This window comes from Gemmata obscuriglobus (assembly GCF_008065095.1).
GTDB classification, from domain to species: Bacteria; Planctomycetota; Planctomycetia; order Gemmatales; family Gemmataceae; genus Gemmata; species Gemmata obscuriglobus.
In genome coordinates this window covers 4,773,038-4,795,471 of the sequence record NZ_CP042911.1, presented here as the reverse complement: position 1 = coordinate 4,795,471, position 22,434 = coordinate 4,773,038, and the positions used below count along the sequence as shown (strand labels likewise).

18 protein-coding genes, 1 tRNA gene and 1 rRNA gene are annotated in these 22,434 nt (G+C 64.6%); 10 read left to right on the top strand and 10 right to left on the bottom strand.

What is annotated here, in order from left to right; translation table 11 throughout:
• Window positions 1-315 precede the first annotated feature (315 nt).
• Window positions 316-1,814 (top strand): 16S ribosomal RNA (locus GobsT_RS19815).
• A gap of 492 nt (window positions 1,815-2,306) precedes the next feature.
• Here GobsT_RS19815 and GobsT_RS19810 read toward each other — a convergent pair.
• The 4 genes from GobsT_RS19810 to GobsT_RS19800 form a co-directional block, all read right to left on the bottom strand.
• On the bottom strand, window positions 2,307-3,026 hold the full coding sequence (locus tag GobsT_RS19810) for a YebC/PmpR family DNA-binding transcriptional regulator (RefSeq protein WP_010045607.1): 720 nt from the start codon (window positions 3,024-3,026) through the stop codon (window positions 2,307-2,309).
• A gap of 158 nt (window positions 3,027-3,184) precedes the next feature.
• Complete coding sequence (locus tag GobsT_RS19805; protein WP_010045604.1) at window positions 3,185-4,198, bottom strand: heavy metal sensor histidine kinase; 1,014 nt, start codon at window positions 4,196-4,198, stop codon at window positions 3,185-3,187.
• Window positions 4,195-4,509: a hypothetical protein gene (locus GobsT_RS38855; RefSeq protein WP_010045602.1), complete on the bottom strand. Its 315-nt coding sequence runs from the start codon at window positions 4,507-4,509 to the stop codon at window positions 4,195-4,197. Before GobsT_RS38855 ends, GobsT_RS19805 begins: the two co-directional genes overlap by 4 nt.
• A gap of 19 nt (window positions 4,510-4,528) precedes the next feature.
• Window positions 4,529-5,203, bottom strand: a complete 675-nt coding sequence (locus GobsT_RS19800; protein ID WP_010045600.1) for a heavy metal response regulator transcription factor — start codon at window positions 5,201-5,203, stop codon at window positions 4,529-4,531.
• Between the two features lie 329 nt (window positions 5,204-5,532).
• On the opposite strand from GobsT_RS19800, the gene GobsT_RS19795 reads away from it, so the two are divergent.
• Together GobsT_RS19795 and GobsT_RS19790 are read left to right on the top strand one after the other, a co-directional pair.
• A complete protein-coding gene (locus GobsT_RS19795) occupies window positions 5,533-6,720 on the top strand; it encodes a DUF418 domain-containing protein (protein WP_010045599.1) in 1,188 nt (395 codons plus the stop codon).
• A 47-nt stretch (window positions 6,721-6,767) separates the two neighbouring features.
• The gene (locus GobsT_RS19790) at window positions 6,768-7,322 is read left to right on the top strand and encodes a GNAT family N-acetyltransferase (RefSeq protein WP_010045598.1); all 555 of its coding nucleotides are present in this window, start codon (window positions 6,768-6,770) and stop codon (window positions 7,320-7,322) included.
• Window positions 7,323-7,520: 198 nt separating this feature from the next.
• Here GobsT_RS19790 and GobsT_RS19785 read toward each other — a convergent pair whose 3' ends face one another.
• Window positions 7,521-9,578 (bottom strand): YgiQ family radical SAM protein, encoded by a 2,058-nt coding sequence (locus GobsT_RS19785; protein ID WP_109571489.1) that lies wholly within the window; start codon window positions 9,576-9,578, stop codon window positions 7,521-7,523.
• A gap of 330 nt (window positions 9,579-9,908) precedes the next feature.
• Here GobsT_RS19785 and GobsT_RS37925 point away from each other — a divergent pair, with 330 nt between their 5' ends.
• On the top strand, window positions 9,909-11,084 hold the full coding sequence (locus GobsT_RS37925; RefSeq protein WP_010045595.1) for a hypothetical protein: 1,176 nt from the start codon (window positions 9,909-9,911) through the stop codon (window positions 11,082-11,084).
• Window positions 11,085-11,177: 93 nt separating this feature from the next.
• Window positions 11,178-12,104, top strand: coding sequence for a hypothetical protein (locus GobsT_RS19775; RefSeq protein ID WP_010045594.1), 927 nt, complete (start codon window positions 11,178-11,180; stop codon window positions 12,102-12,104).
• Window positions 12,105-12,170: 66 nt separating this feature from the next.
• On the opposite strand, the gene GobsT_RS19770 is transcribed toward GobsT_RS19775, so the two are convergent.
• From GobsT_RS19770 to GobsT_RS19760, 3 genes are all read right to left on the bottom strand, one after another.
• Window positions 12,171-13,028, bottom strand: coding sequence for a hypothetical protein (locus tag GobsT_RS19770; RefSeq protein WP_109570992.1), 858 nt, complete (start codon window positions 13,026-13,028; stop codon window positions 12,171-12,173).
• Window positions 13,029-13,051: 23 nt separating this feature from the next.
• The gene (locus tag GobsT_RS19765; protein WP_197905125.1) at window positions 13,052-14,428 is read right to left on the bottom strand and encodes a hypothetical protein; all 1,377 of its coding nucleotides are present in this window, start codon (window positions 14,426-14,428) and stop codon (window positions 13,052-13,054) included.
• A 169-nt stretch (window positions 14,429-14,597) separates the two neighbouring features.
• A tRNA-Glu gene (locus GobsT_RS19760) sits at window positions 14,598-14,670 on the bottom strand.
• A 149-nt stretch (window positions 14,671-14,819) separates the two neighbouring features.
• Here GobsT_RS19760 and GobsT_RS19755 point away from each other — a divergent pair.
• The 3 genes from GobsT_RS19755 (at window position 14,820) to GobsT_RS19745 (ending at window position 16,472) form a co-directional block, all read left to right on the top strand.
• Window positions 14,820-15,737: a rhomboid family intramembrane serine protease gene (locus GobsT_RS19755; RefSeq protein ID WP_010050298.1), complete on the top strand. Its 918-nt coding sequence runs from the start codon at window positions 14,820-14,822 to the stop codon at window positions 15,735-15,737.
• A gap of 16 nt (window positions 15,738-15,753) precedes the next feature.
• Window positions 15,754-15,981 (top strand): FmdB family zinc ribbon protein, encoded by a 228-nt coding sequence (locus tag GobsT_RS41125; protein WP_071529364.1) that lies wholly within the window; start codon window positions 15,754-15,756, stop codon window positions 15,979-15,981.
• A gap of 179 nt (window positions 15,982-16,160) precedes the next feature.
• On the top strand, window positions 16,161-16,472 hold the full coding sequence (locus tag GobsT_RS19745; RefSeq protein WP_010050297.1) for an ArsR/SmtB family transcription factor: 312 nt from the start codon (window positions 16,161-16,163) through the stop codon (window positions 16,470-16,472).
• 122 nt (window positions 16,473-16,594) lie between these two features.
• Here the strand turns inward: GobsT_RS19745 and GobsT_RS19740 are convergent, their stop codons facing one another.
• A complete protein-coding gene (locus GobsT_RS19740) occupies window positions 16,595-17,521 on the bottom strand; it encodes a diacylglycerol/lipid kinase family protein (RefSeq protein WP_109570993.1) in 927 nt (308 codons plus the stop codon).
• Window positions 17,522-17,542: 21 nt separating this feature from the next.
• Here GobsT_RS19740 and GobsT_RS19735 point away from each other — a divergent pair, with 21 nt between their 5' ends.
• The gene (locus GobsT_RS19735) at window positions 17,543-17,980 is read left to right on the top strand and encodes a GNAT family N-acetyltransferase (protein ID WP_010050293.1); all 438 of its coding nucleotides are present in this window, start codon (window positions 17,543-17,545) and stop codon (window positions 17,978-17,980) included.
• A gap of 10 nt (window positions 17,981-17,990) precedes the next feature.
• Window positions 17,991-18,866 carry a tRNA pseudouridine(55) synthase TruB gene (truB, locus tag GobsT_RS19730; protein ID WP_148087809.1) on the top strand — a complete coding sequence of 292 codons (876 nt, stop codon included), beginning with the start codon at window positions 17,991-17,993 and terminating at the stop codon, window positions 18,864-18,866.
• Window positions 18,867-19,181: 315 nt separating this feature from the next.
• Here the strand turns inward: truB and GobsT_RS19725 are convergent, their stop codons facing one another.
• Complete coding sequence (locus GobsT_RS19725) at window positions 19,182-22,316, bottom strand: valine--tRNA ligase (RefSeq protein ID WP_109570995.1); 3,135 nt, start codon at window positions 22,314-22,316, stop codon at window positions 19,182-19,184.
• Window positions 22,317-22,434 lie beyond the last annotated feature (118 nt).

The following is a 22,434-nucleotide window of genomic DNA, read 5'->3' as shown; positions in this document are numbered from 1 at the left end:
ACTTTATAATTGATCGACTCCCACTGTACGAGTGAGTCGATCGTCAATACACTCTGATGAGGAGTGGCTTGCTCGACCGGTCAAACGGTTGAGCCGAGTGCTGATCTTTGACAAGTGGGTGCGTGAGATCTGTTTGAGGTGGGTTAGCGCCGTTGAGTGGGTGTTAACTCCATCTCGGATCGAATCACAACGAACGGGCTTCACCGCGAGGTGGGGTGCGTGCGGTGTGGTGCGGTCCAAAGTGAAGTCGACACCGAACAACGGCCGGATTGAACTCGACCAAGTCGCTGCCGGGTGACTGGCAGTGCGAAAATTAACTTGAAGGGTTTGATTCTGGCTCAGAACGAACGTTGGCGGCATGGATTAGGCATGCAAGTCGGGGGAATCCCGCAAGGGGGAACCGGCGTAAGGGGCAGTAAGGCATGGGTACCTACCCGGGGGTTCGGGATAGCCATCAGAGATGGTGGGTAATACCGGATGACCTCGTGAGAGCAAAGATTCATCGCCCCCGGAGGGGCCCATGTGATATTAGCTAGTTGGTGGGGTAACGGCCCACCAAGGCGAAGATGTCTAGCGGGTGTGAGAGCACGACCCGCGCCACTCGCACTGAGACACTGGCGAGACACCTACGGGTGGCTGCAGTCGAGGATCTTCGGCAATGGGGGCAACCCTGACCGAGCGATGCCGCGTGCGCGATGAAGGCCTTCGGGTTGTAAAGCGCTTTAGTGGGGGAGAAAAGCCGAGAGGTGTGATCTATCCCAAAAATAAGCTCGGGCTAAGTTCGTGCCAGCAGCCGCGGTAAGACGAACCGAGCGAACGTTGTTCGGAATCACTGGGCTTAAAGGGCGCGTAGGCGGGCTATCAAGTCTGGGGTGAAATGCCGCGGCTCAACCGCGGAACGGCCTCAGATACTGACGGCCTGGAGGGAGGTAGGGGCATGTGGAACTGTAGGTGGAGCGGTGAAATGCGTTGATATCTACAGGAACTCCGGTGGCGAAAGCGACGTGCTGGACCTCTTCTGACGCTGAGGCGCGAAAGCTAGGGGAGCAAACGGGATTAGATACCCCGGTAGTCCTAGCCCTAAACGATGGGTACTAGATAGTAGACCAGATATGGGTTTACTGTCGAAGTTAAAATGCTAAGTACCCCGCCTGGGGAGTATGGTCGCAAGGCTGAAACTCAAAGAAATTGACGGGGGCTCACACAAGCGGTGGAGCATGTGGCTTAATTCGAGGCTACGCGAAGAACCTTATCCTGGACTTGACATGTGCGAAAGCGCTCGGCAGTAGGACCCGGAAACGGGAACGGACCCCAGCAATGGGGGGACCGAGCACAGGTGCTGCATGGCTGTCGTCAGCTCGTGTCGTGAGATGTCGGGTTAAGTCCCATAACGAGCGAAACCCTTACCTTTAGTTGCGACCCACAAGGGCACTCTAGAGGGACTGCCGGTGTCAAACCGGAGGAAGGCGGGGATGACGTCAAGTCCTCATGGCCTTTATGTCCAGGGCTGCACACGTGCTACAATGGTGTACACAGAGTGAAGCGACTCTGCGAAGAGGAGCCAATCACAGAAATTACACCCCAGTTCAGATCGCAGGCTGCAACTCGCCTGCGTGAAGCCGGAATCGCTAGTAATCGCGGGTCAGCAACACCGCGGTGAATGTGTTCCTGAGCCTTGTACACACCGCCCGTCAAGCCACGAAAGAGAGGGACGTCCGAAGCCACCTTCACCGGTGTCGAAGACGGACTTCTTGATTGGGACTAAGTCGTAACAAGGTAACCGTAGGGGAACCTGCGGTTGGATCACCTCCTTTCTAAGGATACTGACACACAGGTCGTGTGGCTCGAGCACCACCGACCACATATCACCCCGCCTCACACAGACCGCACGCACCCACTTGCCAACGATATATCCGCGACCCCGATGCAGAAATGCACCGGGGTCGCGGCTTTTTGCGTTTCGTTCTTGACGCCAATTCTGCGTTCGCCCGCACCTTTCTTTACACCCGAATGTCTCTTCAGCGGGTTTTTCGAGCCTGACGTGGTGCGTCTGAACTCCCCGTAGAGGGGCAGATTGGCATCTGGCAAACTTGCATGACGTTCCGGGCAACCGATCGGGTACGATCGGCTACAGGTACCAGGAGCGGAATGATGTCGAGCGGTACTTGGCCCCCAGCGGCACCGCCGGTGAGTGGCCATCCGCTGCGACAAATGAGCCACCAACTCCCCAGTTGCTTTTTCAAATTAATCAGAGCGGTTTGACGCATGACGCACGAAACCGATCTCTCTACCTCTCTACCTCGCGTTCACGAACGCGAGACGTTGTGGTACACTTCCTGAACGTCATCGCAATCGTTGAGCATGCTGAGAAATTTCTCGAACAGGGCCAACTCGTCGCCGCTGAGTTGTTTTGTTTCCTTCGGAAGGAAGCTGATTTCTTGAACGTCCAGTTCAAGGCCCGGAAAGGCTTCGAGTAGCGCGGTTTTGGCTTTATAGAACTCGCCGGGGGGAGCAAAGACCGTAACGGTGCCGTCCTTACATTCCACCTCTTCGATGGCCACGTCCGCGGCGAACATGGCTTCCATGACTTTCTCTTCATCGTTACCGGTGAAGGAAATGACGGCCAGGTGATCGAACAGCATCACCACGGACCCGCTGGCGGACAGTTTGGAGCCGGTCTTGGTGAAGCAACTGCGCACGTCGGAGATCGTGCGGGTGTTGTTGTCGGTCAGGCAGTCGACGACGACGAGCGAGCCGCCGGGGCCGAAGCCCTCGTACCGCGCCGATTGGTAGTTCTCGCCCCCGGCGCCTGCGGCTTTCTGAATCGCCTTTTCGATCACGTGGCTCGGCACGTTGTCGCGCTTGGCTCGTTCGATGATGTTGCGGAGAACCGGGTTGGCGTGCGGGTCGGGCACGCCGTTCTTGGCCGCCACGTACAGTTGTTTGCTGTACTTGGAATAGACCTTCGAGTTCTGCGCGGCGGTCTTGAAGATCGAGTACTTGCGCTTCTCGAAAATGCGTCCCATACGAAGCCTACCCCTCTACTGTTCCAAAGGAGCGGGGACTTGAGTGGCCCCGCGCCGTCAGCAGAATCTTAACCTATTTCCCGAACCCCTCCGCTGCGAATTTCGCCCCGGCCGGTATCCCTTCTTCTTGACCAACCGACATCCGCACGGCGCGAGGATTACGTCGGGGTGACGGTCCCGTCATGCCCGCCGGCGGGCAGTCGGAGCGTCACCCGCGTCCCCTGTCCGGGCCGGCTGGCGATCTCGGCACGGCCGCCGTGCAGCTCCGCGAAGCTCTTGACGATCGCCAGCCCGAGACCGCACCCGCCGCCGGAGGGGCGGGCCGCGTCCGGCCGGTAGAAGCGGTCGAAGATGCGGGGAAGGTGCTCCGCGGCGATCCCCGAGCCGGTGTCGGTAACGCTGATCACCACCTCTCCCCCTTCGACCGTCCCTGCGATGGACACTCGCCCGCATTGGGGCGTGTGGTCCAGTGCGTTTGTAATCAGATTTCCGATAGCCCGCTGCAGGAGGGTGCGATCCACCCGACACGGGAGCGGCGGAACGGCGAGTTGTACCAGTTCGACCCCCGTCTGCGCCGCGACGGGCTCGTAAAACTCCCGCAGCGACTCCAGCTCGGTCGCCAAGTCGATCGTCTCCAGCTCGAGCACGGCCCGGGGGGAATCGGCGCGGGCGATGAAGAGGAGCCGGTCGATCAGCCGTGCGAGTCCGCCCGCGGACTCGAGGCAGACTGCCAACGCCTCCCGGTCGTCGGCCCGGGTCTGGGAGGTCCTCAAGGCAACCTCGGCGACGTTGCGGAGCGCATGCACCGGCGTCCGCAACTCGTGGGCGATGTCCGCCGAGAAGCGCTCCAGCCGGCGGAACGACTCCTGGAGTCGGTCGAGCATCACATTGAACGTGGCGGCGAGGTCGCTCAGTTCGGCGGGCAATTGGTCCACCGCGATCCGCTCGTCCAACCGGTCCGGCCCGATCCGGGCCGCTGTCGCCGCGATCTCTTCGACCGGTCGCAGGCCCTTGCGGGCGATGAGTGCCCCAATGACCGCCGAGGCCAGGAGGGCCGGCGCGAGGGTGAGCGACATCGAGCGACGGTACCGCCGCAAGAGCTCCAGTTCGCGGGTCCGGTCGTAGGACACCTCGTAGGTCCGCCCACCGATCTCCCGCGCAACGGCTCTCACCCAGCGGCCGGTGGCGGTCCGATGGTCGACCCGCCCGCCCCGGCGACCAGCCCCGGCGGCAGGCGGTCGTCCGCCTCCGGGGACGAGGCGATCACCTCGCCCGTGGCGGTGCGGACGCGGTAGTCATCGCCCGGCCAGTCGTCACGCGTCGGCCGACCGCCGGACCCGGGCTTCAACTTGTCCAAGCTCACGGCCGCATCGTCGAGCAGTTCGTCCCCCTCGGCCTCAAGGGCGGACGCAACGGCGAGGTAGAGCGTCGTTGTCCCAACCAGGAGCAGGACGGCAGCCGAGGCCGCGTACCAGACGGCCATCCGCCGCCCCATCGACCAGCTAGCCGCGCTCTTCGAGAACATAGCCCACCCCGCGTACGGTGTGAATGAGCTTCGTGGGGTACGGGTCATCGAGCTTGGCCCGCAGCCGGCGGACGTGTACATCCACGACGTTAGACTCGCTGTCGAAGTTCATGTCCCATACCTGTTCGGCAATGACCGTCCGCGAGAGCACGTCGCCGGCCCGCCGGGCCATCAGGGCGATCAGGCCGAACTCCTTCGGGGTGAGGTCCAGCTTGCGACCCGCTCGGCTCGCCGCGAGGCGCACCGTGTCGACCTCCAGGTCGGCGACCCGCAGGACGTCCGTCCGCCGGTCCGTTCCCCGCCGGAGTACCGACCGCACGCGGGCGAGGAACTCGGAGAAGGCGAACGGCTTGATCAGGTAGTCGTCGGCGCCCAGTTCCAGCCCGCGGACGCGGTCCGTTACGGCGTCCGCGGCGGTCAGGAACAGGACCGGTGTCTGCCGCCCGGCCGCCCTCAGCGCGGCTAGGACCGACCAACCGTCGCGGCCCGGCAACATGATGTCGAGTACGACCAACTCGTACCCTCCGGTCGCGGCCAGGTGCAGCCCGTCGTCGCCTCGCGACGCGATGTCGACCGTGAAGCCCGCCTCCCTTAGCCCCTTGCGGAGGTATTCGGCCGTTCGGGTATCGTCCTCGATGATGAGCACCTTCATTCACCCACCCGCCCAGAATTGGATTGCAACAGACCCAACCACCCGGGAGCGTTCCAAACCGTGGCATCCATTATAGATTGTTACGTCGTTGCACTGCGCCGCGCCTGCGGTTCCGACACACGTTCTTGCCCGGCACGACCGACGGTCGCGATCCGGACGGTGGCCGGCTCGGGGACCGGCGATCCTGATTACGGAAACGTCACCCCCGCGTCACATCCGCGTCATTTACACCAACTACCTTTCAAAATCCGTCGCCCACATTTGGCTCCCGTTCAGGCCCGGGAGCCGGTCCACCGGCACCATCGCCGACCAGCGACAAGAGACGAGTCATGAGCGCGAACGTTGACGAGGATTCTGCCGGCTCACGATCCGAGCGGCCGCGCGTGCAGGTCCTTGATGCCCTCCGCGGCATCGCCATCCTGGGCATCTTTTTCATCAACATCCCGATCATGGTGGAGTCACCGGGTGCGACCAGCGCGAAGTCGACGGCCCCCAGCCCCGAACACGCCGGAGGGGGCGTCGGGCTGCTGGTGGACGGGACGCAGCGCGGCCTGCTGCAGATGTTGTTTGGCGCGGGCATGCTCCTGTTGACGGCGAGGGTGGCCCGGCCGGACGGCCCCGTTGCGGTCGCCGACGACTACTTCCGCCGCAACCTGTGGCTGCTCGGCATCGGGCTCGTCCACGTCTTCCTGGTCCGGTGGGCTTACGACATCGTCCACGTCTACGCCTTGGCGGCCCTCTTCCTCTTCCCGTTCCGACTCGTCAGGCCCATCACGGCCCTGCTTCTGGGCCTGACCTTTGCGGCCCTCACGCTGGTCGGGACCGTCCCCGGCTTCGGCGGCGCGGCCGGCCCTGATTTCGGCTCGGGCGTCGCCGCGGGGGCGCTGGCCCGGGACCGGGCGGTTGAGATGTGGCTCACGACGTTCGACGGTTTCGGCTTCTGGTCGGTCCTCCTTGAGTCGCTCTGCACGATGCTCGTCGGCGTAGCACTGTTCAAGTGGGGCGTCCTACAGGGCCTTCGGTCGCGGCCCTTCTACCTGACGCTCGCCGTGGTCGCCTACGCCATCGGGTGCACGGTTCGTCTGACGGCCCCGCCGCCCGCGGGGTCCGGGGCGCCGGGCGGCTGGGACTTCGGCGAGGTGGGCCGGCTCTCCCTTGCGGTGGGGCACATCGCGGCGGTCAACTTGGCGTGGCAGACCGCGGCCGGCCGATGGCTCCTGTACCCGTTCATCGCCGCCGGCCGCACCGCTCTGTCGCTCTACGTCACGCAGAGCGTCGTGGGCCTGTGGGTGCTCGCCTCGCTCCCGGGGATCACCTGGGCCGCGTGGGCCGGGGGCGGCCAACTGGTGGCCACAGCGGCCGCCGTGGTGCTCGTTCAGTTAGTGCTGGCCAACCTGTGGGTCCGGTTCTTCAAGAGCGGACCGGTCGAGTGGTGCTGGCACCGGCTGCTCGACCTCAGCCGCCCTTCCGCAATTAACCCGCGAACAGCAGCAGGAGCGGTACAAGCCGATTGCTGAACCGGCGCAAAGTCCGGCCAACTCATACTTAATGGGAGTGAAGGCACATGAGGGTGCATGAGGGTGTCGGAGTGGTGAACCTCCAGAAGGCCAACGCAGACTCCATGGGTGAGTTCAAGGCTGCGCTCCAGGACTCGTTCCGAGTGGCGGCCGAAGCCGACCTCGGTCGGCCGCTGGAAGCGCCTTTTCCACCTGAAGAGGACATCGAGCAGTCAATCTCTGCCGCCGGAGCTGCTACCTATTGGATCATGGCCGATGGTCGGCGTGTCGGCGGCGCAGTCGTGGTAATCGATGAGGTTAGCAATCGAAACTCGTTGTCGTTCTTTTTCATTTCGACGGACCGGCAGGGTCGTGGGCTGGGGCTTCAAGCCTGGAACGCAATCGAGAGGGAGTACCCGAACACCCGGGTTTGGGAGACCGTCACCGCGTATTTCGAGAAGCGAAACATCCACTTCTATGTAAACAGGTGCGGCTTCAGAATTGTAGAATTCTACAACAGGTTTCATCCCGACCCAAACCGAGTTCCAGGTCAGGCCGAGGAAGATGGTGATAGTGACGAGATGTTTAGATTCATAAAAGTGATGGCACCCGAGAGCAATTAGTTTTGCAGCCGGAGTTCGTTCGGCGGTCGCGGCAGCGGCGTGTCCGACAGATGTTCGCTCCGGTCTGACGCTGCCGCGAGCGATTCGTCACTCAGCGATACGCTCTGCGGTCACCTCGAGCGATGCTGGGTTCCGCCGACTTGACAACCACGGCACCCGATACGGACCCAGAGTTCTGACCTGGCGGTGAGCTAGCCGCTACGGCTTCGGACCGGAGTTCCCTTTCCGCTTCTCCTGCCGCCTTTTCTGCGACTTCCGCCCCGGGCGGTAGCCCGTCTTCGCCGGCTCGGCGCCGCGCTCGCCCGGCTTCTCGCCCCTGGCGGGGTTGGCGACGGTGTGGTAGTGGTCCGCGCCCACGGCCGCGTTGGCGTGCTTGCGGCGGGCTTCGATGGCTTCCTTCGGGGGCTGCGCGGGGATGAGGCCGTTGCACCCGCCGATGAGGTCGGCGCGGCCGGCCTGGATCAGGGCCTCGCGGACGGTGAAGTAGTTCTCGGGCTTGAAGAACTGCATGAGCGCCCGCTGCATCTTGCGGTCGGTCAGGTTCTTGGCCGTTTGCACCGGCTTCTTGGTGAACGGGTCGAGGCCCGCGTAATACATGCACGTCGCGATGTCGAACGGGGCGGGAATGAAGTCCTGCACCTGGTCCGGGCGGTAGCCGTTCTGCTTCAGGTACAGGGCGAGGTCGATCATCTCCGCGAGGTCGCTGCCCGGGTGGCTCGCGATGAAGTACGGCACGATCTGCTGCTTCGGCTTGCCGGCGTCGGCGCTCGCCTGGCGGAACTGCTCGGCGAACACCCCGAAGTTGTCGATGTCGGGCTTCTTCATCGCCTCCAGAACCTTGGGACTGGTGTGCTCGGGCGCGACCTTCAAGCGTCCGCCGGTGTGGTGCTCGGCTAGCTCGCGAACGTATTCCGGTGAGAGTTGCGCCAGGTCCATCCGGATGCCCGAGGACACCAGCACCTTCCGCACCCCTTCTGTTTCGCGCACCTCGCGCATGAGCTCGATCAGCGGGCCGTGGTCGGTCCCGAGCAGCTTGCACACCGTCGGGTGGACGCACGACAGCCGCTTGCACTTCGCTTCCACTTCCGGCAGCGTGCAGCGCATCGTGTACATGTTCGCGGTCGCGCCGCCGATGTCCGAGATGATCCCCTTGAAGTCCGGGTCGGCCGCGAGCTTCTCCACCTCGCGCAGGACCGACTCCGGCGAGCGGCTCTGGATGATCCGCCCCTGGTGCGCCGTGATCGAGCAGAACGTGCAGCCGCCGAAGCACCCGCGCAGGATCGTCACCGAATCCTTGATCATCTCGTGGGCGGGGACCGGCTCCGTGTAGCTCGGGTGCGGGCGGCGGTTGTACGGCAGGTCGTACACCGCGTCCATTTCCTCCCGCGAGATCGGCAGCGCGGGCGGGTTCTGCACCACCGCCTGCCGGTCGTGAAACTGCACCAGCGTCGCCGCGTTGAACGGGTTCGTGTTGGTGTGGATCAGGCGCGTCGCCTCGGCGAACGCCTCCTTGCTGTCGCGCACCTGCTCGAACGACGGCAGCAGCTCGAACGACGCGTCGGCGGTGCGGGCGGCGTACGCTTCGGACTCCTTCGCGCCCAGCGCGTACGTGACGCCGCGGAGGGCCCGGAGGTCGCGCAGCGTCCCGCCGGCCTTCAGCTTTTGCGCGATCGTGACGATGCTCCCCTCGCCCATCCCGTACACGACCAGATCGGCCTTCGAGTCGAGCAGGATCGACCGCTTCACCGTGTCGGACCAGTAGTCGTAGTGCGCCAGCCGCCGCAGCGAGGCTTCCACCCCGCCGGCGATCACCGGCACGCCCGGGAACGCCTCGCGCGCCCGCTGACAGTAGGGCAGGGTGGCGCGGTCCGGGCGCAGCCCGATGCGCCCGCCCGGCGAGTACGCGTCGTCGTTGCGGACCTTCTTGTTCGCGGTGTAGTGGTTGATGAGCGAGTCCATGTTCCCCGCGCTCACCGCGAAGAACAGGCGCGGGCGGCCGAACTGGCGCCAGGGCTCGCAGGTTTTCCAGTCCGGTTGGCTCAGGATCGCGACCCGGAACCCGGCCTTTTCGAGCACCCGGTGCAGGATCGCCATCGCGAAGCTCGGGTGGTCGACGTAGGCGTCCCCCGTTACGAACACGATGTCGACGGCGTCCCAGCCGCGGGCCGCCACCTCGGCCGCCGTGGTGGGCGCGAACGGGGCCGCGTACCGCTCCTGCCAGAGTGAGAGGGGAATGCGGGTCGGAGCGGTAGACATCACGTCGGCCTGGAATAGAAAGGGCTGATCCACGCTGATTATAGCAGCCGCCGAAGATGTTCTCGCTTCTCACACGAACTTCGTGCAAGGTGCCGGTGAAAGCGCCCGTAATACCCCCGGCCGTGTTTCCAGAAGTGAATTCCTGCTGTCGCTGTGCCGAAATAAACGTTACGGTTCATGCGACCGTTTAATTCGGTGTGGCGTACGCGCTTTCCGATGAGAACGGTCTTTTAAGAACAACCGGCCCTCGGTATCGTCTTTTAATGTAGCGCGACCCTCCGCGCTGAGTGATTTTTAGTCCGGCGTCTTGAACGCGGGAGCTCGTCCGCCATGTGTCGTTCATCCGTCCGTGCCCGGCTGGCCGCCCTTGTCGCGGCCGTCCCGCTCGCCCTGTTCTCGCAAACGCGAGCGGTGGGGCAGGAGCCGGCCCTTGAAGTGTTCTACAACAGGCTCGAGCCGAAGGAGCAGTTCAAGTACAAGTACAAGCAGGACGGCAAGTTCAAGGAAAGCGTTTGCTCCGCCGGGGTCTTCCGGTGGGAAGTCCCGCGCACCGAGTACGGCACCAACGGCCTCGACCGGAACTTCACCGGTTACTGCGCCGAGGTGCTGGTCCCGATCGTGGCGGAAAAGACCTACCAGTTCCGCGCAAACAACCTCTACGAACCCAAGAACTTCAACCTCGCCGGGGTCGCGCAGGATAAGGTTGGGGATGTTACCAACCGCCGCGCCCGCCTCGTCCAGGAACTGTTCGGTCGCCACTTCCGCGATCCGGTCCTGAAGTCGGTCGACCCGACCGACGCGGTGGCGTTCCAAATCGCCCTGTGGGAGGTCATTCAGGAGCCCGAACCGGCCCAAGGGGAACTGAAGCTCGACCTGTTCGACGGCGACTTCCAGGCCAACTACCCGAAAGCCGAGGCGCCGGTTTACGTGACCCGCGCTCAGGAGTACCTCGGTACCCTGACCGGTAAGGACGACGCGCTGCTGATCGAGAACCCGGACCTTCGTGGTCGGGAACTGATCCGGCTGCAAGGCCTTCCGCAGGCGGACGGTAGCGCTACCCAGTCGCAGTTCGCTCTGCGATACGCGGGCGGCGGGGCAGCGGGTACGGGGGCGATGGCCCGGGCGCTGACCGCCGGCGGCGGTGGGCTGGCGGGTGGTGCCGGTGCGCCGCTGGGCGGAGGCGGTGTCGGCGGTCTGGGTGGTGGCACCGGTGGCGGTGGCGGGTTCTTCAGCAACCCGAATAACGGCACGACCACGACCACCCCGCCGGGGGGCAGTACGACGACCACGACCACAACCCCGCCGACCACCACGACCACGACCCCGCCGGTGGGAGGCCCCGACACGCCGACGACCCCGACAACGCCGACCGACCCGAATACGCCGACGACCCCGACAACGCCGACCAACCCGGTTCCGGCGCCCGCGGGCTTGTTGCTGGGTGCGATCGCTCTCGGCACCGTCGGGACGTGGCGGCTCGGTGTCCGGATGCTCGGCTCCAAGTGAACTGAAACGGATTATGCGAACGGTCGGCGTGGAAACATGCCGACCGTTGCTTCGTTTACTTCCCCTTTTTTCTCTCCAGCGAGGCACAGCGGCGTGGACGTCATCGAATACCGCGGGTGGAAGAACAACCTGCTGCTCACCAACGGTGCGGTCGAACTGGTGGTGACCCTGGACGTGGGGCCGCGCGTGATCGCGTACCGGCTCCCCGGCGGGTTCAACGTGATGAAGAACTACGACTCCATGATGGGCGGCACCGGCGAGGCGGAATGGCAGATCCGTGGCGGTCACCGGTTCTGGCTCGCGCCTGAAGATCTCACCCGCACGTACTTCGCAGACAACCGCCCGGTGAAGTGGGAGGCGATCGGGACGCACGGCGCCCGGTTCACCCCGCCGCCCGAGACCGAGTACGGCGTTCAAAAGGTGATGGAACTGCGCCTCGCCCCGAGCGGCACCGCGGTGGAGGTCACTCTCCGCGTGACGAACATCGGGACCGCGCCGACCGAACTCGCGCCCTGGGGGCCGACCGTGATGGCGCCCGGGGGGGTGGAAATCCTCCCACTGCCGCCGAAAAAGAACCACCCGGGGCATCCGAGCAACGCCAAGTCCCCCGCGGACTACGGCCCGAACCAGGAGCTGATCCTGTGGCCGTATTTCGACTTCGCGGACACCCGCTGGACGTTCGGAAAGAATTACGCGCTGCTCCGCCAGGACGTGAACAAGGGGCCGACCAAGATCGGCCTGGCGCACCGTGAAGGGTGGGTCGGCTACCTGAATTCGGGCACGCTGTTCGTTAAGCGGTTCGACTACCGCGAGGGAGCGGTGTACCCCGACCGGGGCACGCGGTACCAAACGTTCTCCAACGAGGACATGCTCGAAATGGAGACAGTCGGAGAGCTGGTGACCCTCGCCCCCGGCGCGTCCGCGGAACTCAAGGAAAGCTGGGAGCTGCACGGCAACGTCCCGCCGGTGCAAACAGAGGCGGATGTGGACCGTGTGATTCTGCCGCTGATCGGGAAGTAAGCGTGTCAGTGCCGTTGCACCCGCTCGCATTGTGTGCGGGTGCACGGCACTGAACCCAGTCGGTTTTCAGACCCCGCGCTCCAGGTCGGTCAGATTCCAGTGCCGTCGCCACGCGCTGTACAGGTGGCCCCCTTCTTGGGTTCGGAAGATCGACTCTCCGTCAACGAAGTCTGAGGCGGGAAACCCTTTCCACTTGGCCCGGAACTCCACGAGCGTTTGGCAGCTTTGCTGCGTCTGCACGCGCCACGCTTGCGGGTCATTGAAGTCCTTTGTCACGCCCTGATCGTTCGGCCGCTCCAGGTCAGCGAGCACACCGAGCGGGTGGAGCGGCCACAGGGCATCCCCCTCGACGCACGCCAGGGCGAGGCGATCACCGGTGGGCGGTGGGGCCGGGTTGCGGAGCTTCCAGGCGTCGTGCGTGCTGATGATCTGCGCGCACCGGTCGATTTCTTCGGCGGTCAGCAGCGGCCCGTCATCGGTGCGCGGATCTGTTAGCCGGTTCAGCAGCGAGCGGGCGTTGGCGGCGCCGAACCGCATGTGCTCGTACCGTTGCGCTTCCTTTCTGGTTTCCAGCAGGACTTTCGCTTCGGGTGATCTCGCTTCGCGCACCTCCTGCTCCGAGATGCGCGGGATGAAGTGCGAGTCGTGGGTGAAGGTGAACGCGACGGCGACGCGCTTCTCGGAGAGCGTGAGCCGCTCCGCTTCGGCGATTCGCAGGACGTTGGCGAGTACGACCCACTCGTGCTCCTGGCGGTTGTCTCGTGGCCCACGCGAGCCGATGAAGCGGTCCCAGGCGGCGTGAGACACGGCACGGGCGACGTTGCGCAGGTCGTCGCGCTCCGAGATTGCTACGACGGCACCGAGGGCCTGTTCGAGCATGGCGCCGAACGACTCGGGCGGGGCGGGGCGGGGCGTCGGGTTCATGCAGGTCGGCTCAGGGGTCGGGATTACGGGGCCGGTGGCGTGGCGGCTTGTTCGCTCGGTTTAGACTTGAGTCCTGCCGTGTTGACCGCGATCACGCGGTACACGTGCTTCTTCCCCGCCTCGGCTTTAGTGTCCGTGAACTTCATCGGGACGAACGGCTGGGTGGGGGTGTCGCTGTACTGCAGGTTCTGAAAGACCGGCCGCCCGAACGGGTTCTTCCCCTGCTCGGGAACGGTCCCAATCACTTTCCCGTCGCGCTCGATCACGAAAGCCGCCAGCCCGCTCTCCAGATCGGCTTCGCCGTCCCATGTGATCTCGTTGCCGTTGCGCCGGACGTTGGTCGGTGGGGGTGGGGGTGTCCTGTCGGTGACCGCGGAGTCCTTCACGTACTGAGCCCACGCCCGGGCGATCGACTCGTTCGGGAGCCACGCGGCCTTGAGCGGGTCGCCGGTAAACTTCGCGGCCGGGGTCGCCTCGCTACCGGTCGGAGGTGCGAGCCAAACGCCTTCGGTCGGCATCGCGTTAAGCGGTTTCCCCGCTTGCTTCAGTAAGCGGGCGCTGAGACACGCGTCCAGCCACGGGATCGCGAGGTACCGCTGGTTGCCGCAATCGTGGCTCGAAAGGGGATCGACGGCCACGCCGATCAGCCCGCCTTTCCCGCGCACCTCGTTGAAGAAGGTCTCGTTGGCGGGCCATACACTCGCGAACCGCGGGTCCTTCACGGTGACCCCTTCCTTCGTGCCGAGGTTGCACATAAGTGGGACTTTCAGCGCCGCTTCGGGGAGCGTGTGAGCCTTGATCCCGGTCCGGGTCGGGTCTGGCTTCAGGAGCGGCACGCCCGAGCGGAGCCACGCCGCCGCCACTCGTTCCGGGTGCAGCATCACCATGCCACCGGCCCAGTGCCCGCCGCCGCTGTGCCCCCACAGCGCCCACGGCACTTCCGACAGTTCCGGATGTCCGGATTTTGCGCCGAGGTCGATCAGGCATTTCCGGAACGCCGCGTCCGAGCCGTTGCGCGGGTCGCACCACAACTGACAATCGGCCTTCTCCGGCTGCTCGTAGGCCGGCGACAGGAGAGCACAGTCGTGCTTCCGGGCAAGCGCCTGCCAGTGCAGGTCGAACGCGCCCGTCAGGCCCGACTTGCACGACCCTTCGCCGCAGCCGTGCTGGTGGACGATCACCCCGCGGAGCGCCTTCACACCTTTTGGAACCCAGACCGTGTAGTTGACGGCGAAGGGCAGCTCGCCCATCTTGGCCGACGCTTCATACCGCACGCGGTAGTACGGCGGGTCGGCTGGTGGGAAGACATCGTAAGGCGGCTTCTGCGCGGACAGGTCCGCCGGGAGCGCGAGGAGCAGAACGGAAACCGTCCAAATGCTGTGGGCTCTTGACGAGATCACGGGCGCGCCGGGGTGTGAGGAGGGGATTGGACGAGAGACATGCTAATTGCCCCGGCGGTGGGCAGCCATCAGAACTTGTGTGTGGGTGTGAAAACAGCGTGAGCCGGGCGGAAATAATTCCGGCCCGGCTCACGCTGCCTCAAGATTCTAACGCGTTCTGCCGACTAAGTGACCCTATCGGGATTCGAACCCGAGTTTGAGCCTTGAGAGGGCTCCGTCCTAGGCCTCTAGACGATAGGGCCGGCTTCAGAGGTTTTGTAAGCGCCGCGACCGGGTTTGTCAAGTGTGCGGTCCGCCCCGCGGCGATGTCCGCGCCGGTTCGTTCCCGTTCGCCGTATCGTCTGGTACAGTAGTACAAAGGCGTTCAAATCGCGGTGTTCGGGGGCGGTCTATGGGCATCCAAGATCGGGACTATTACCGCGACAACCCGAGCTTTTTTGATCGGGTCGGTCAGCAGGGGGCCACCACCTGGTTGATCGCGATAACCGTCGGTGTGTTTTTCGGGCAAATGTTCTCCACGATCGGCGGGGGCTTCGATGCCGGACCGCTGATCCAGTATGGCTCGTGCCGGCCGAATAAGGTCCTGGAGGGCGAGGTCTGGCGGCTGCTCACGGCGGTGTTCCTGCACGGCGGCCTGATGCACCTGTTCTTCAACATGCTGGTGCTGCACTGGGCCGGCGGGCGGTTCGAGGAGCGGCGCGGCGGGCGCGAGCTGGTGCTGTTCTACCTGATCGGCGGGGTGGTCGCGAACATCGTGTTCGTTGCCACCCAGGTGACCGGTGTCGCGCCCGGTGGGGAAAAGGTCGGCGCGATCGGCGCCAGCGGCGCGGTCGCGGCGGCGATGGTGGTGTTTGCTCTGTATTACCCGCACGCACAACTGCGGCTGTACTTCTTCATCCCCGTGCCGGCGTGGCTCCTCGCGATCCTGTTCGTCGGGTTCAACAGCCTCATGGGGTTCGGACACGCGGGCGGGGGCGTGGCGTATTTTGCGCACCTCGGCGGGGCGGCGTTCGGGTTCCTCTATTACGAAACCGGGGTCGAGTTCGGCCGGTTATTCGCACGGGACCCGTCCGCCCGCGCGCGGCCCCGGCTGCGGGTCGTGAATGCCCCGCCTGAAGAGGACCGGCCCGAACCTGTTGCGGCCGCCGTTGAAGCCCCGCGCCCCGCCAAGCCCGCCGACGAACAGCTCGAGGCGAAGCTCGACGCGATTCTGGAGAAGGTGTCCCGAAACGGCCGCGGTAGCCTCACGGCCGAAGAGAACGAGATTCTGGTTCAGGCGAGTGAACTCTACAAGAAGCGACGAAAGTAAGACCCGGGAGAACGGTATGCCTCTCTACGAATACAAGTGCCGGAACTGTGAGCACGGCTTCGAGGCACTCACCTCGTCCCGCACGGCGGTGGCAGTCACGTGCCCGAAGTGCGAGGGGAAGGAGTTGGATCAGTTGATCGGGTTGCCCGCTCTGGGGCGAGTATCCGAGGGCGCGCCGGCGACCAACTGTCGCGGCGACGGCCCGCCGTGCGGAGCCTCATGGTGTGGTCGGAAAAATGCTTAATTGAAACGGCAATCTCCTGAATGTTACCTTGAAATTGCTTGCCTTTAGCCACCGCTGGCCTATAAAGACTTTGATTGAATAACTCTGTTGAGAATTCCCCATGTCCTGACGGAGTATTCAGTTCCGCCGCGGCCGCCGTGCCACCCTCTCCGCTAAACTCGCTTCAGGGGAACTGACCGATGACCGACAAGAAGCAAGCCGAAGATTGCGCCGTGATGCTCCAGGCGCTTGCCGAGCCGAACCGCATTCGCATCATCGAGTGCCTCCGCACCGGCTCCAAGAACGTGACCCAACTGGCGAAGGAACTGGGCGTTGAGATCGTGAACGTGTCTCATCACCTGGGTGTGCTCCGCACCGCCGGGCTGGTTGAAGACATCAAGGACGGCCGGTTCGTGATCTACTCGCTGCACCCCAAGGTGTTCCACAACGACAGCTCGAAGGCCACGTACCTGGACCTCGGCTGGTGCCGCGTCGAGATCCCGCACAACTAATGCTGACCGACGGCCGTTGAGCCCTTTGGACCACAAGTCCTTAGGTTGTGAAGTCCGTGGCGCCTTCGCGAAGTGGCCCGCGACTTTAAGATCTGTGGACTTGTGACCAAACGGCGTGCGGATTACTGAAGGCCGCCGTACAGTGCCGGCCGGTACACCTCGACCTTGAGACGTTGCGGCAGCACCTCGATCGCGATTTCCTTCACGCCGTCCTCCGGCACACACACGAACTCACCGTCCGCATGCACGCACAGCGGTGCCTCCCGTTGCACCTCGATGCGGCTTGCGCGGCCGAGCGCCAGTCGCGGGTGACCTTCCGGGAGCTTACCGCGCACCATGGCCGGCAAGTACCGAACGAGGTGCAGCCGGGTGAGCCCCTTCGCGTGCATGTAGTCGAACTGACCGTCGGTGAGGATGGCGTTCGGGCGCAGTGGGAAGTTGCCTTCCCGTTGCGCGTTCAGGATCGACAGCGCGAGCGTCGGACCGGTGATCTCGCGGCCGTCGAACCGGACCGTCATCGGCGGTGTAGCGAAGTGCCGCGCCAGCGCTTTGAGGAAGGCCCAGGCGTACAGCGGCAGCCCCGCGAGCCACTTCGTTTTGCGGGATTCGATGGTCACCATGCCGTTGAACCCGATCCCGACCGAATCCACGAAGAACCGTTCCCGGCCCGGTGCGGTCACGCGGCCCACATCGATTTCGAGCACGTCCAGGGGCGGGTTTTGCTCGCGGATCTTCCACCAAACGTCCAGGCCGAGGGTGAACGCGAAGTCGTTGGCGGAGCCGATCGGCCAGGTGCCGAACACCACGTCGCGGCGCCCGCTCTGGAGGACGCCGTTCGCGACTTCGTGAACGGTGCCGTCCCCGCCGGCGGCCACGACCTTCACGAACCCGTCGTCACACGCGCGGCGGGCGAGTTCGACCGCATGGCCCTCCGTTGTTGTGGGGCGCAGTTCGACCCCGCTCGCGAGCGACGGCGGGAGGGCGTTGAGGAGCCGTTCTGCCCTTCCGCGACCGGCCGCCGGGTTGTAAATCACACAGGTGGCGTGCATTCCGGCCTCGCGGGTTCGGCGATGGTCACGTTTCGTTCGATGCTCGAAGAAGACATACCCGCGGCGCTCACGCTGTGGCAAGGGTTGCCCGGAATCGGCCTGCGCGACGCGGACAGTCCGGCCGCGCTCGCGCGGTATTTGCGGCGCAACCCGGGGTGCAGTTTCGTTGCGCTCGGTGCGGCGGGCGAACTGGTGGGGGTCAGCCTCGCGGGGCACGACGGGCGCCGCGGGTACCTGCACCATGTCGCGGTCGCCGAGGCGTTTCGCGGGCGTGGGATCGGCCGCGCCCTTTTCGACCGGTGCGCCGGCGCACTTCGTGCCGAGGGCGTCGAGAAAATCAACCTGTGGGTGAAGGCCGACAACGCGGCCGGGCTCGCGTTCTGGAAGCGGGTCGGCGGGAGCGAACGCACGGAACTGGTGACTGTCTCTATCGTGTTGGGAGACAATCCGAACGCATGAGTTGGACGCGATGAACGGCCTTTTAGTGATCGACAAGCCCGGCGGGATGACCTCGCGCGACGCGGTGAACCGGGTGCAGCGGTGGTTCCCCAAGAAAACGAAGATCGGGCACACGGGCACACTCGACCCGCTCGCCACGGGCGTGCTGGTGGTGTGCGTCGGGGCGGCGACCCGGCTGGCCGATTACGTTCAGGCGATGGGGAAGACCTACGCCTCGCGGTTCCGGCTCGGCGCCACCAGCACCAGCGACGACGCCGACGGTACCGTGACCGACACGCCCGGTGCGGTGCCGCCGACCGGCGAGGCGGTGGAGGCCTCGCTCCAGCGCTTCGTGGGGGTGATCGAGCAGTTGCCGCCCGCGGTGTCGGCGTTGAAGGTGGACGGGCGGCGCGCGCACGACCTCGTTCGCCAGGGAAAAGAGGTGACGCTGGCGCCGCGGCCGGTGCGCATCGACGCCGTTCGCTTAACGGGTTACGACTGGCCGTTCGCCGACGTGGAAGTGGATTGCGGCAAGGGGACGTACATCCGCTCCATCGCACGCGATCTGGGGGCGGCTCTGGGGTGCGGTGGGATGGTGCAAACGCTGCGGCGCGCCCGTGTCGGGTGCTACCTCGCGGAAGACGCCGTCACACTCGACCTCGACCCCGGCGAAGTCGGCAAGCACCTCATGCCGATGTCGTCGGCGCTCTCGACGCTCCCGGCCGTGCGCATCTCCGCGGAAGTGGTGACCCGGTTTCGTCAGGGACAGACGGTTGCGACCGCGGGCGAGGCTTCGCCACAGCCGGGTGAGGAAGTTGTGGTAATCGACGGATTTCAGGAAGTAATTGGGATCGGCGCCGTGTTGCCCAACGGGTTCGTCAAGCCGACCCTAGTGCTACCGTCCTGATTTGCGGCCCGCTTGTGGTTTCTGTCTCTTGTGGCACAGACATTCCTGTCTGTGCAGCGCGATAAGGATGCACAGACAGGAATGTCTGTGCCACGAAGACAAAATCAAGTCAGACACAACCAGACGGGTACGTGTGTGATACATGAACCTATCTGCGGTGTTGCTATCTTGACGAGCCGCGACCGCCAGGGAGCGGGGCCACGGATCCCGCTCCCTGGCGGTCGCGGCTCGTCAAGATAGCGGCCGTATTGCCAAGTACGTGTGTTAAAAGCGGCCCGCCGGTTGTGACCAGCGGACGCACTGCGGCGGTCAATTTCACGCGCTCTGCAAATCCTTGAGGTTCTCCTCCAAGGTTGCGATCTGCTTCTCAATGTCGGCGAGCAGGTCGCGCTGCTGCTGCACCACCTCGGCCGGGGCGCTGTTCACGAACTTCTCGTTGGCGAGTTTCGCCCGTGTGCCGTCGAGCGCCTTCCGCTTGTCGGCGATCTGCTTTTCGAGCCGCTTCATCTCGGCGGCGGCGTCGATCAGCCCCGCGAGCGACACATACGCCTCGAAGTCCGGCTTCACCAACCCGCCCGCCTGTTTGGGCTTGGCGGTGTCGGGGCCGGCGGTGAGGGTCGCGATTCCCGCCAGCGGCCCGATGAACGCGGCCAGGGCGTTGAACTCGGCGGCCACGGCCGCGGAGCACTTCACGGCCACGTCGAGCTTCGTCTTGTCGTCCACCTGGTAGCGGTTGCGGATCTCGCGCACCCCGCGCACCAACTCCTGCATCCGGGCGAAACGTGCTTCCACGTCGGCGCTGATCCAGGCGTCGGGGTACGACGGCCACGCGGCAATCGCCGCACTCTCCTCGGCCTTGGCGGGGGAGGGGAGCCCACGCTCGGGGGCCGTTTCGTTCAGCGCCTGCCACAGCGATTCCGACACGAACGGCATGAGCGGATGCACCAGCCGCATAATGCCGTCGAGCACCCCGGCGAGCACCCGCTGCGCGGTGGGGCGCGCGGCGGCGTCCTTGAGTCGCCCCTTCGACATCTCGATGTACCAGTCGCAGAACTCGCTCCACACGAAGTCGTAGAGCAGCCGCGCCACGTCGCTGAACTTGTAACCGTCGAGGGCCGCGGTCACGGCCTTCGTGGTGGTCGCGAGCCGCGACAGCAGCCAGCGGTCTTCGGTGGGAAGTTCCGCGATGTTCACCGGTCCGGCCGCGTACCCTTCGAGGTTCATGAGGAGGAACCGCGTCGCGTTCCACATCTTGTTGGCGAAGTTGCGGCCCTCCTCGAACCGGTCGGAGCCCTGCTTCGCGGTGGGGCGGTCGGGGTCGTCCGTCGGCCACGGGCCGCCGGGGCGGAACTCCTTCTTGCATTCGGGGCAAGTGAGCTTCTTGGTCCGCATGTACATGTGCTCTTGCTTCACCGCCACATCCTTCCCGCAGTGCGGGCAGATGTTGGACACCGGGAGCTTGGCGTCCTGCGTCTCGGTGGCGAGCTTCACCATGCCGTAGCGCATGGCGTCGGTGCCATAAAGCTCAATGATGTCGAGCGGGTCCACCCCGTTACCCTTCGACTTGCTCATCCCCTCGCCGAACCCGTCGAGCACCTTTGGCGTGATGTACACGTGACGGAACGGGATCTCGTTCAGGTTGTAGAGCCCCGTCAGCACCATCCGCGCCACCCACAGCGTGATGATGTCGCGGCTCGTCACGAGCGTGCTCGTGGGGTAGTAGTAGCGGTCGCGCTCCCAGTCGGGCGCGGTGCGGTCGGCACGCTCCTCGGGCAATGCGGGACCGGGCCAGCCGAGCGTGCTGTGCGGCCAGAGCGCGGATGAGAACCACGTGTCGAGCACGTCTTCAGACTGCGTGTATCCCTGCTGCTCCAAGTCCCGTTCTGTTTCCTGATCGGGGCTTTGAATGCAGATGTACTGCGTGATTTTTGATCCGTCACCACTGCGGTTGGAGCGCGAAAACCCTCGCCCATTATAGAGCGAGAAGCCCTCCGCGCCGGTTGCTGCCCATTGTTGTTCATGTGGGCCTCGCATCCGTTCCACGTTTGCTGCGATTTCTGCCTCAGACGCCTTGGGGTCAAGTTTTCTCAATTGTTCTGAGATAATCTTGCGCATCGCTGCATAGTCTTGCTCAGCGGGAAACTCTTTACTCCACACCGGGATGCGGTGCCCCCACCACAGTTGGCGGCTGATGCACCAGTCGCGCTTCTCGCCGAGCCAGTCGAGGTACGACCGCGCGTAGCGCTCGGGGAAGAACTTCACCTTCCCGGAGGCCACGGCGTCCATCGACATCTGTGCGAGGCCGGGCTTGCCGTCCTCGCGGTCGGACATCTTCACGAACCACTGGTCCGACAGGAACGGTTCGATCGGGGTCTTGCTCCGATCGCTGAACGGCATCGGCACGATCCGCTCGGACTTGTCCACGTACAGCCCGAGTTCCTTCATCTTCTCGGTCACGGCCTCGCGGGCCTTATACCGGTCCAGGCCCTTGTACTCGCCGCCGGCCTCGTTGATGGTGCCGTCAGGGTTCAGGATGTTGATGATTCCAATTTCTGGGTGCCGTTGCCAGCAGGCGTAGTCGTTCGGGTCGTGCGCTGGGGTCACCTTCACGCACCCGGTTCCCAGCTCGGGGTCGGCGAGTTGGCCGTCGGCGATAATGGGGATCTTCCGCCCTGTGTGCGGTTGCACCACGGACTTGCCCACGAGCGCTTTGTACCGCTCGTCGTTGGGATGCACGCACACGGCCGTATCGCCCAGCATCGTTTCGGGGCGTGTGGTGCTGAACGAGATGAACGTGTCGGGCATCCCGTCCACGGGATACTTGAACGTCCAGAACCCGCTCTTGGTGTCCTCGGTGTAGGTTTCGTCGTCAGCCACGGACGTTTGCAGGTGCGTGTCCCAGTTCACCAGCCGCTTGCCGCGGTAGATGTACCCGTCGCGGAACATCCGGAAGAACGTCTCGCGCACCGCGCGGGCGCACACTGGGTCCAGCGTGAAGCGCGTGCGCTTCCAGTCGCAGCTCGCGCCGATCTCGCGGAGCTGGCCGAGAATGCGGGCCTCGTACTTGTCCTTCCACTCCCAGATGCGTTTCACAAGTTCGTCGCGGCCCAGGTCATGACGGGTCTTTTTCTCCTGAGCGAGGACGAGCCGCTCCACCACGGACTGCGTGGCGATGCCGGCGTGGTCGGTGCCGGGCATCCAGAGGGCGTTGAAGCCCTGCATCCGCTTCCAGCGGATCAGCACGTCCTGAAGCGTGTTGTTGAGCGCGTGCCCCATGTGCAGCGCGCCCGTCACGTTCGGCGGCGGGATGACGATCGTGTACGGCCCGTTGGGGTATTTCTTCTTTTCCGGGTCCGGCTCGCTGTGGAAGAAGCCTTTGCCTTCCCAGAAGGTGAGCCATTTCTCCTGAGCGGCCTTGGAGTCGTATGCCTTCGGAAGTTCGGTCGCCATATTACTTTACCTACAGCCTTTGGCGCACAGGGCGGGTGCCCTGTGCTACGCTCGCCGGCCCCTCCGGGGCGGGCAATTAGGGGATACGCTCAATACGGTTGCACCCCGGAGGGGTCGC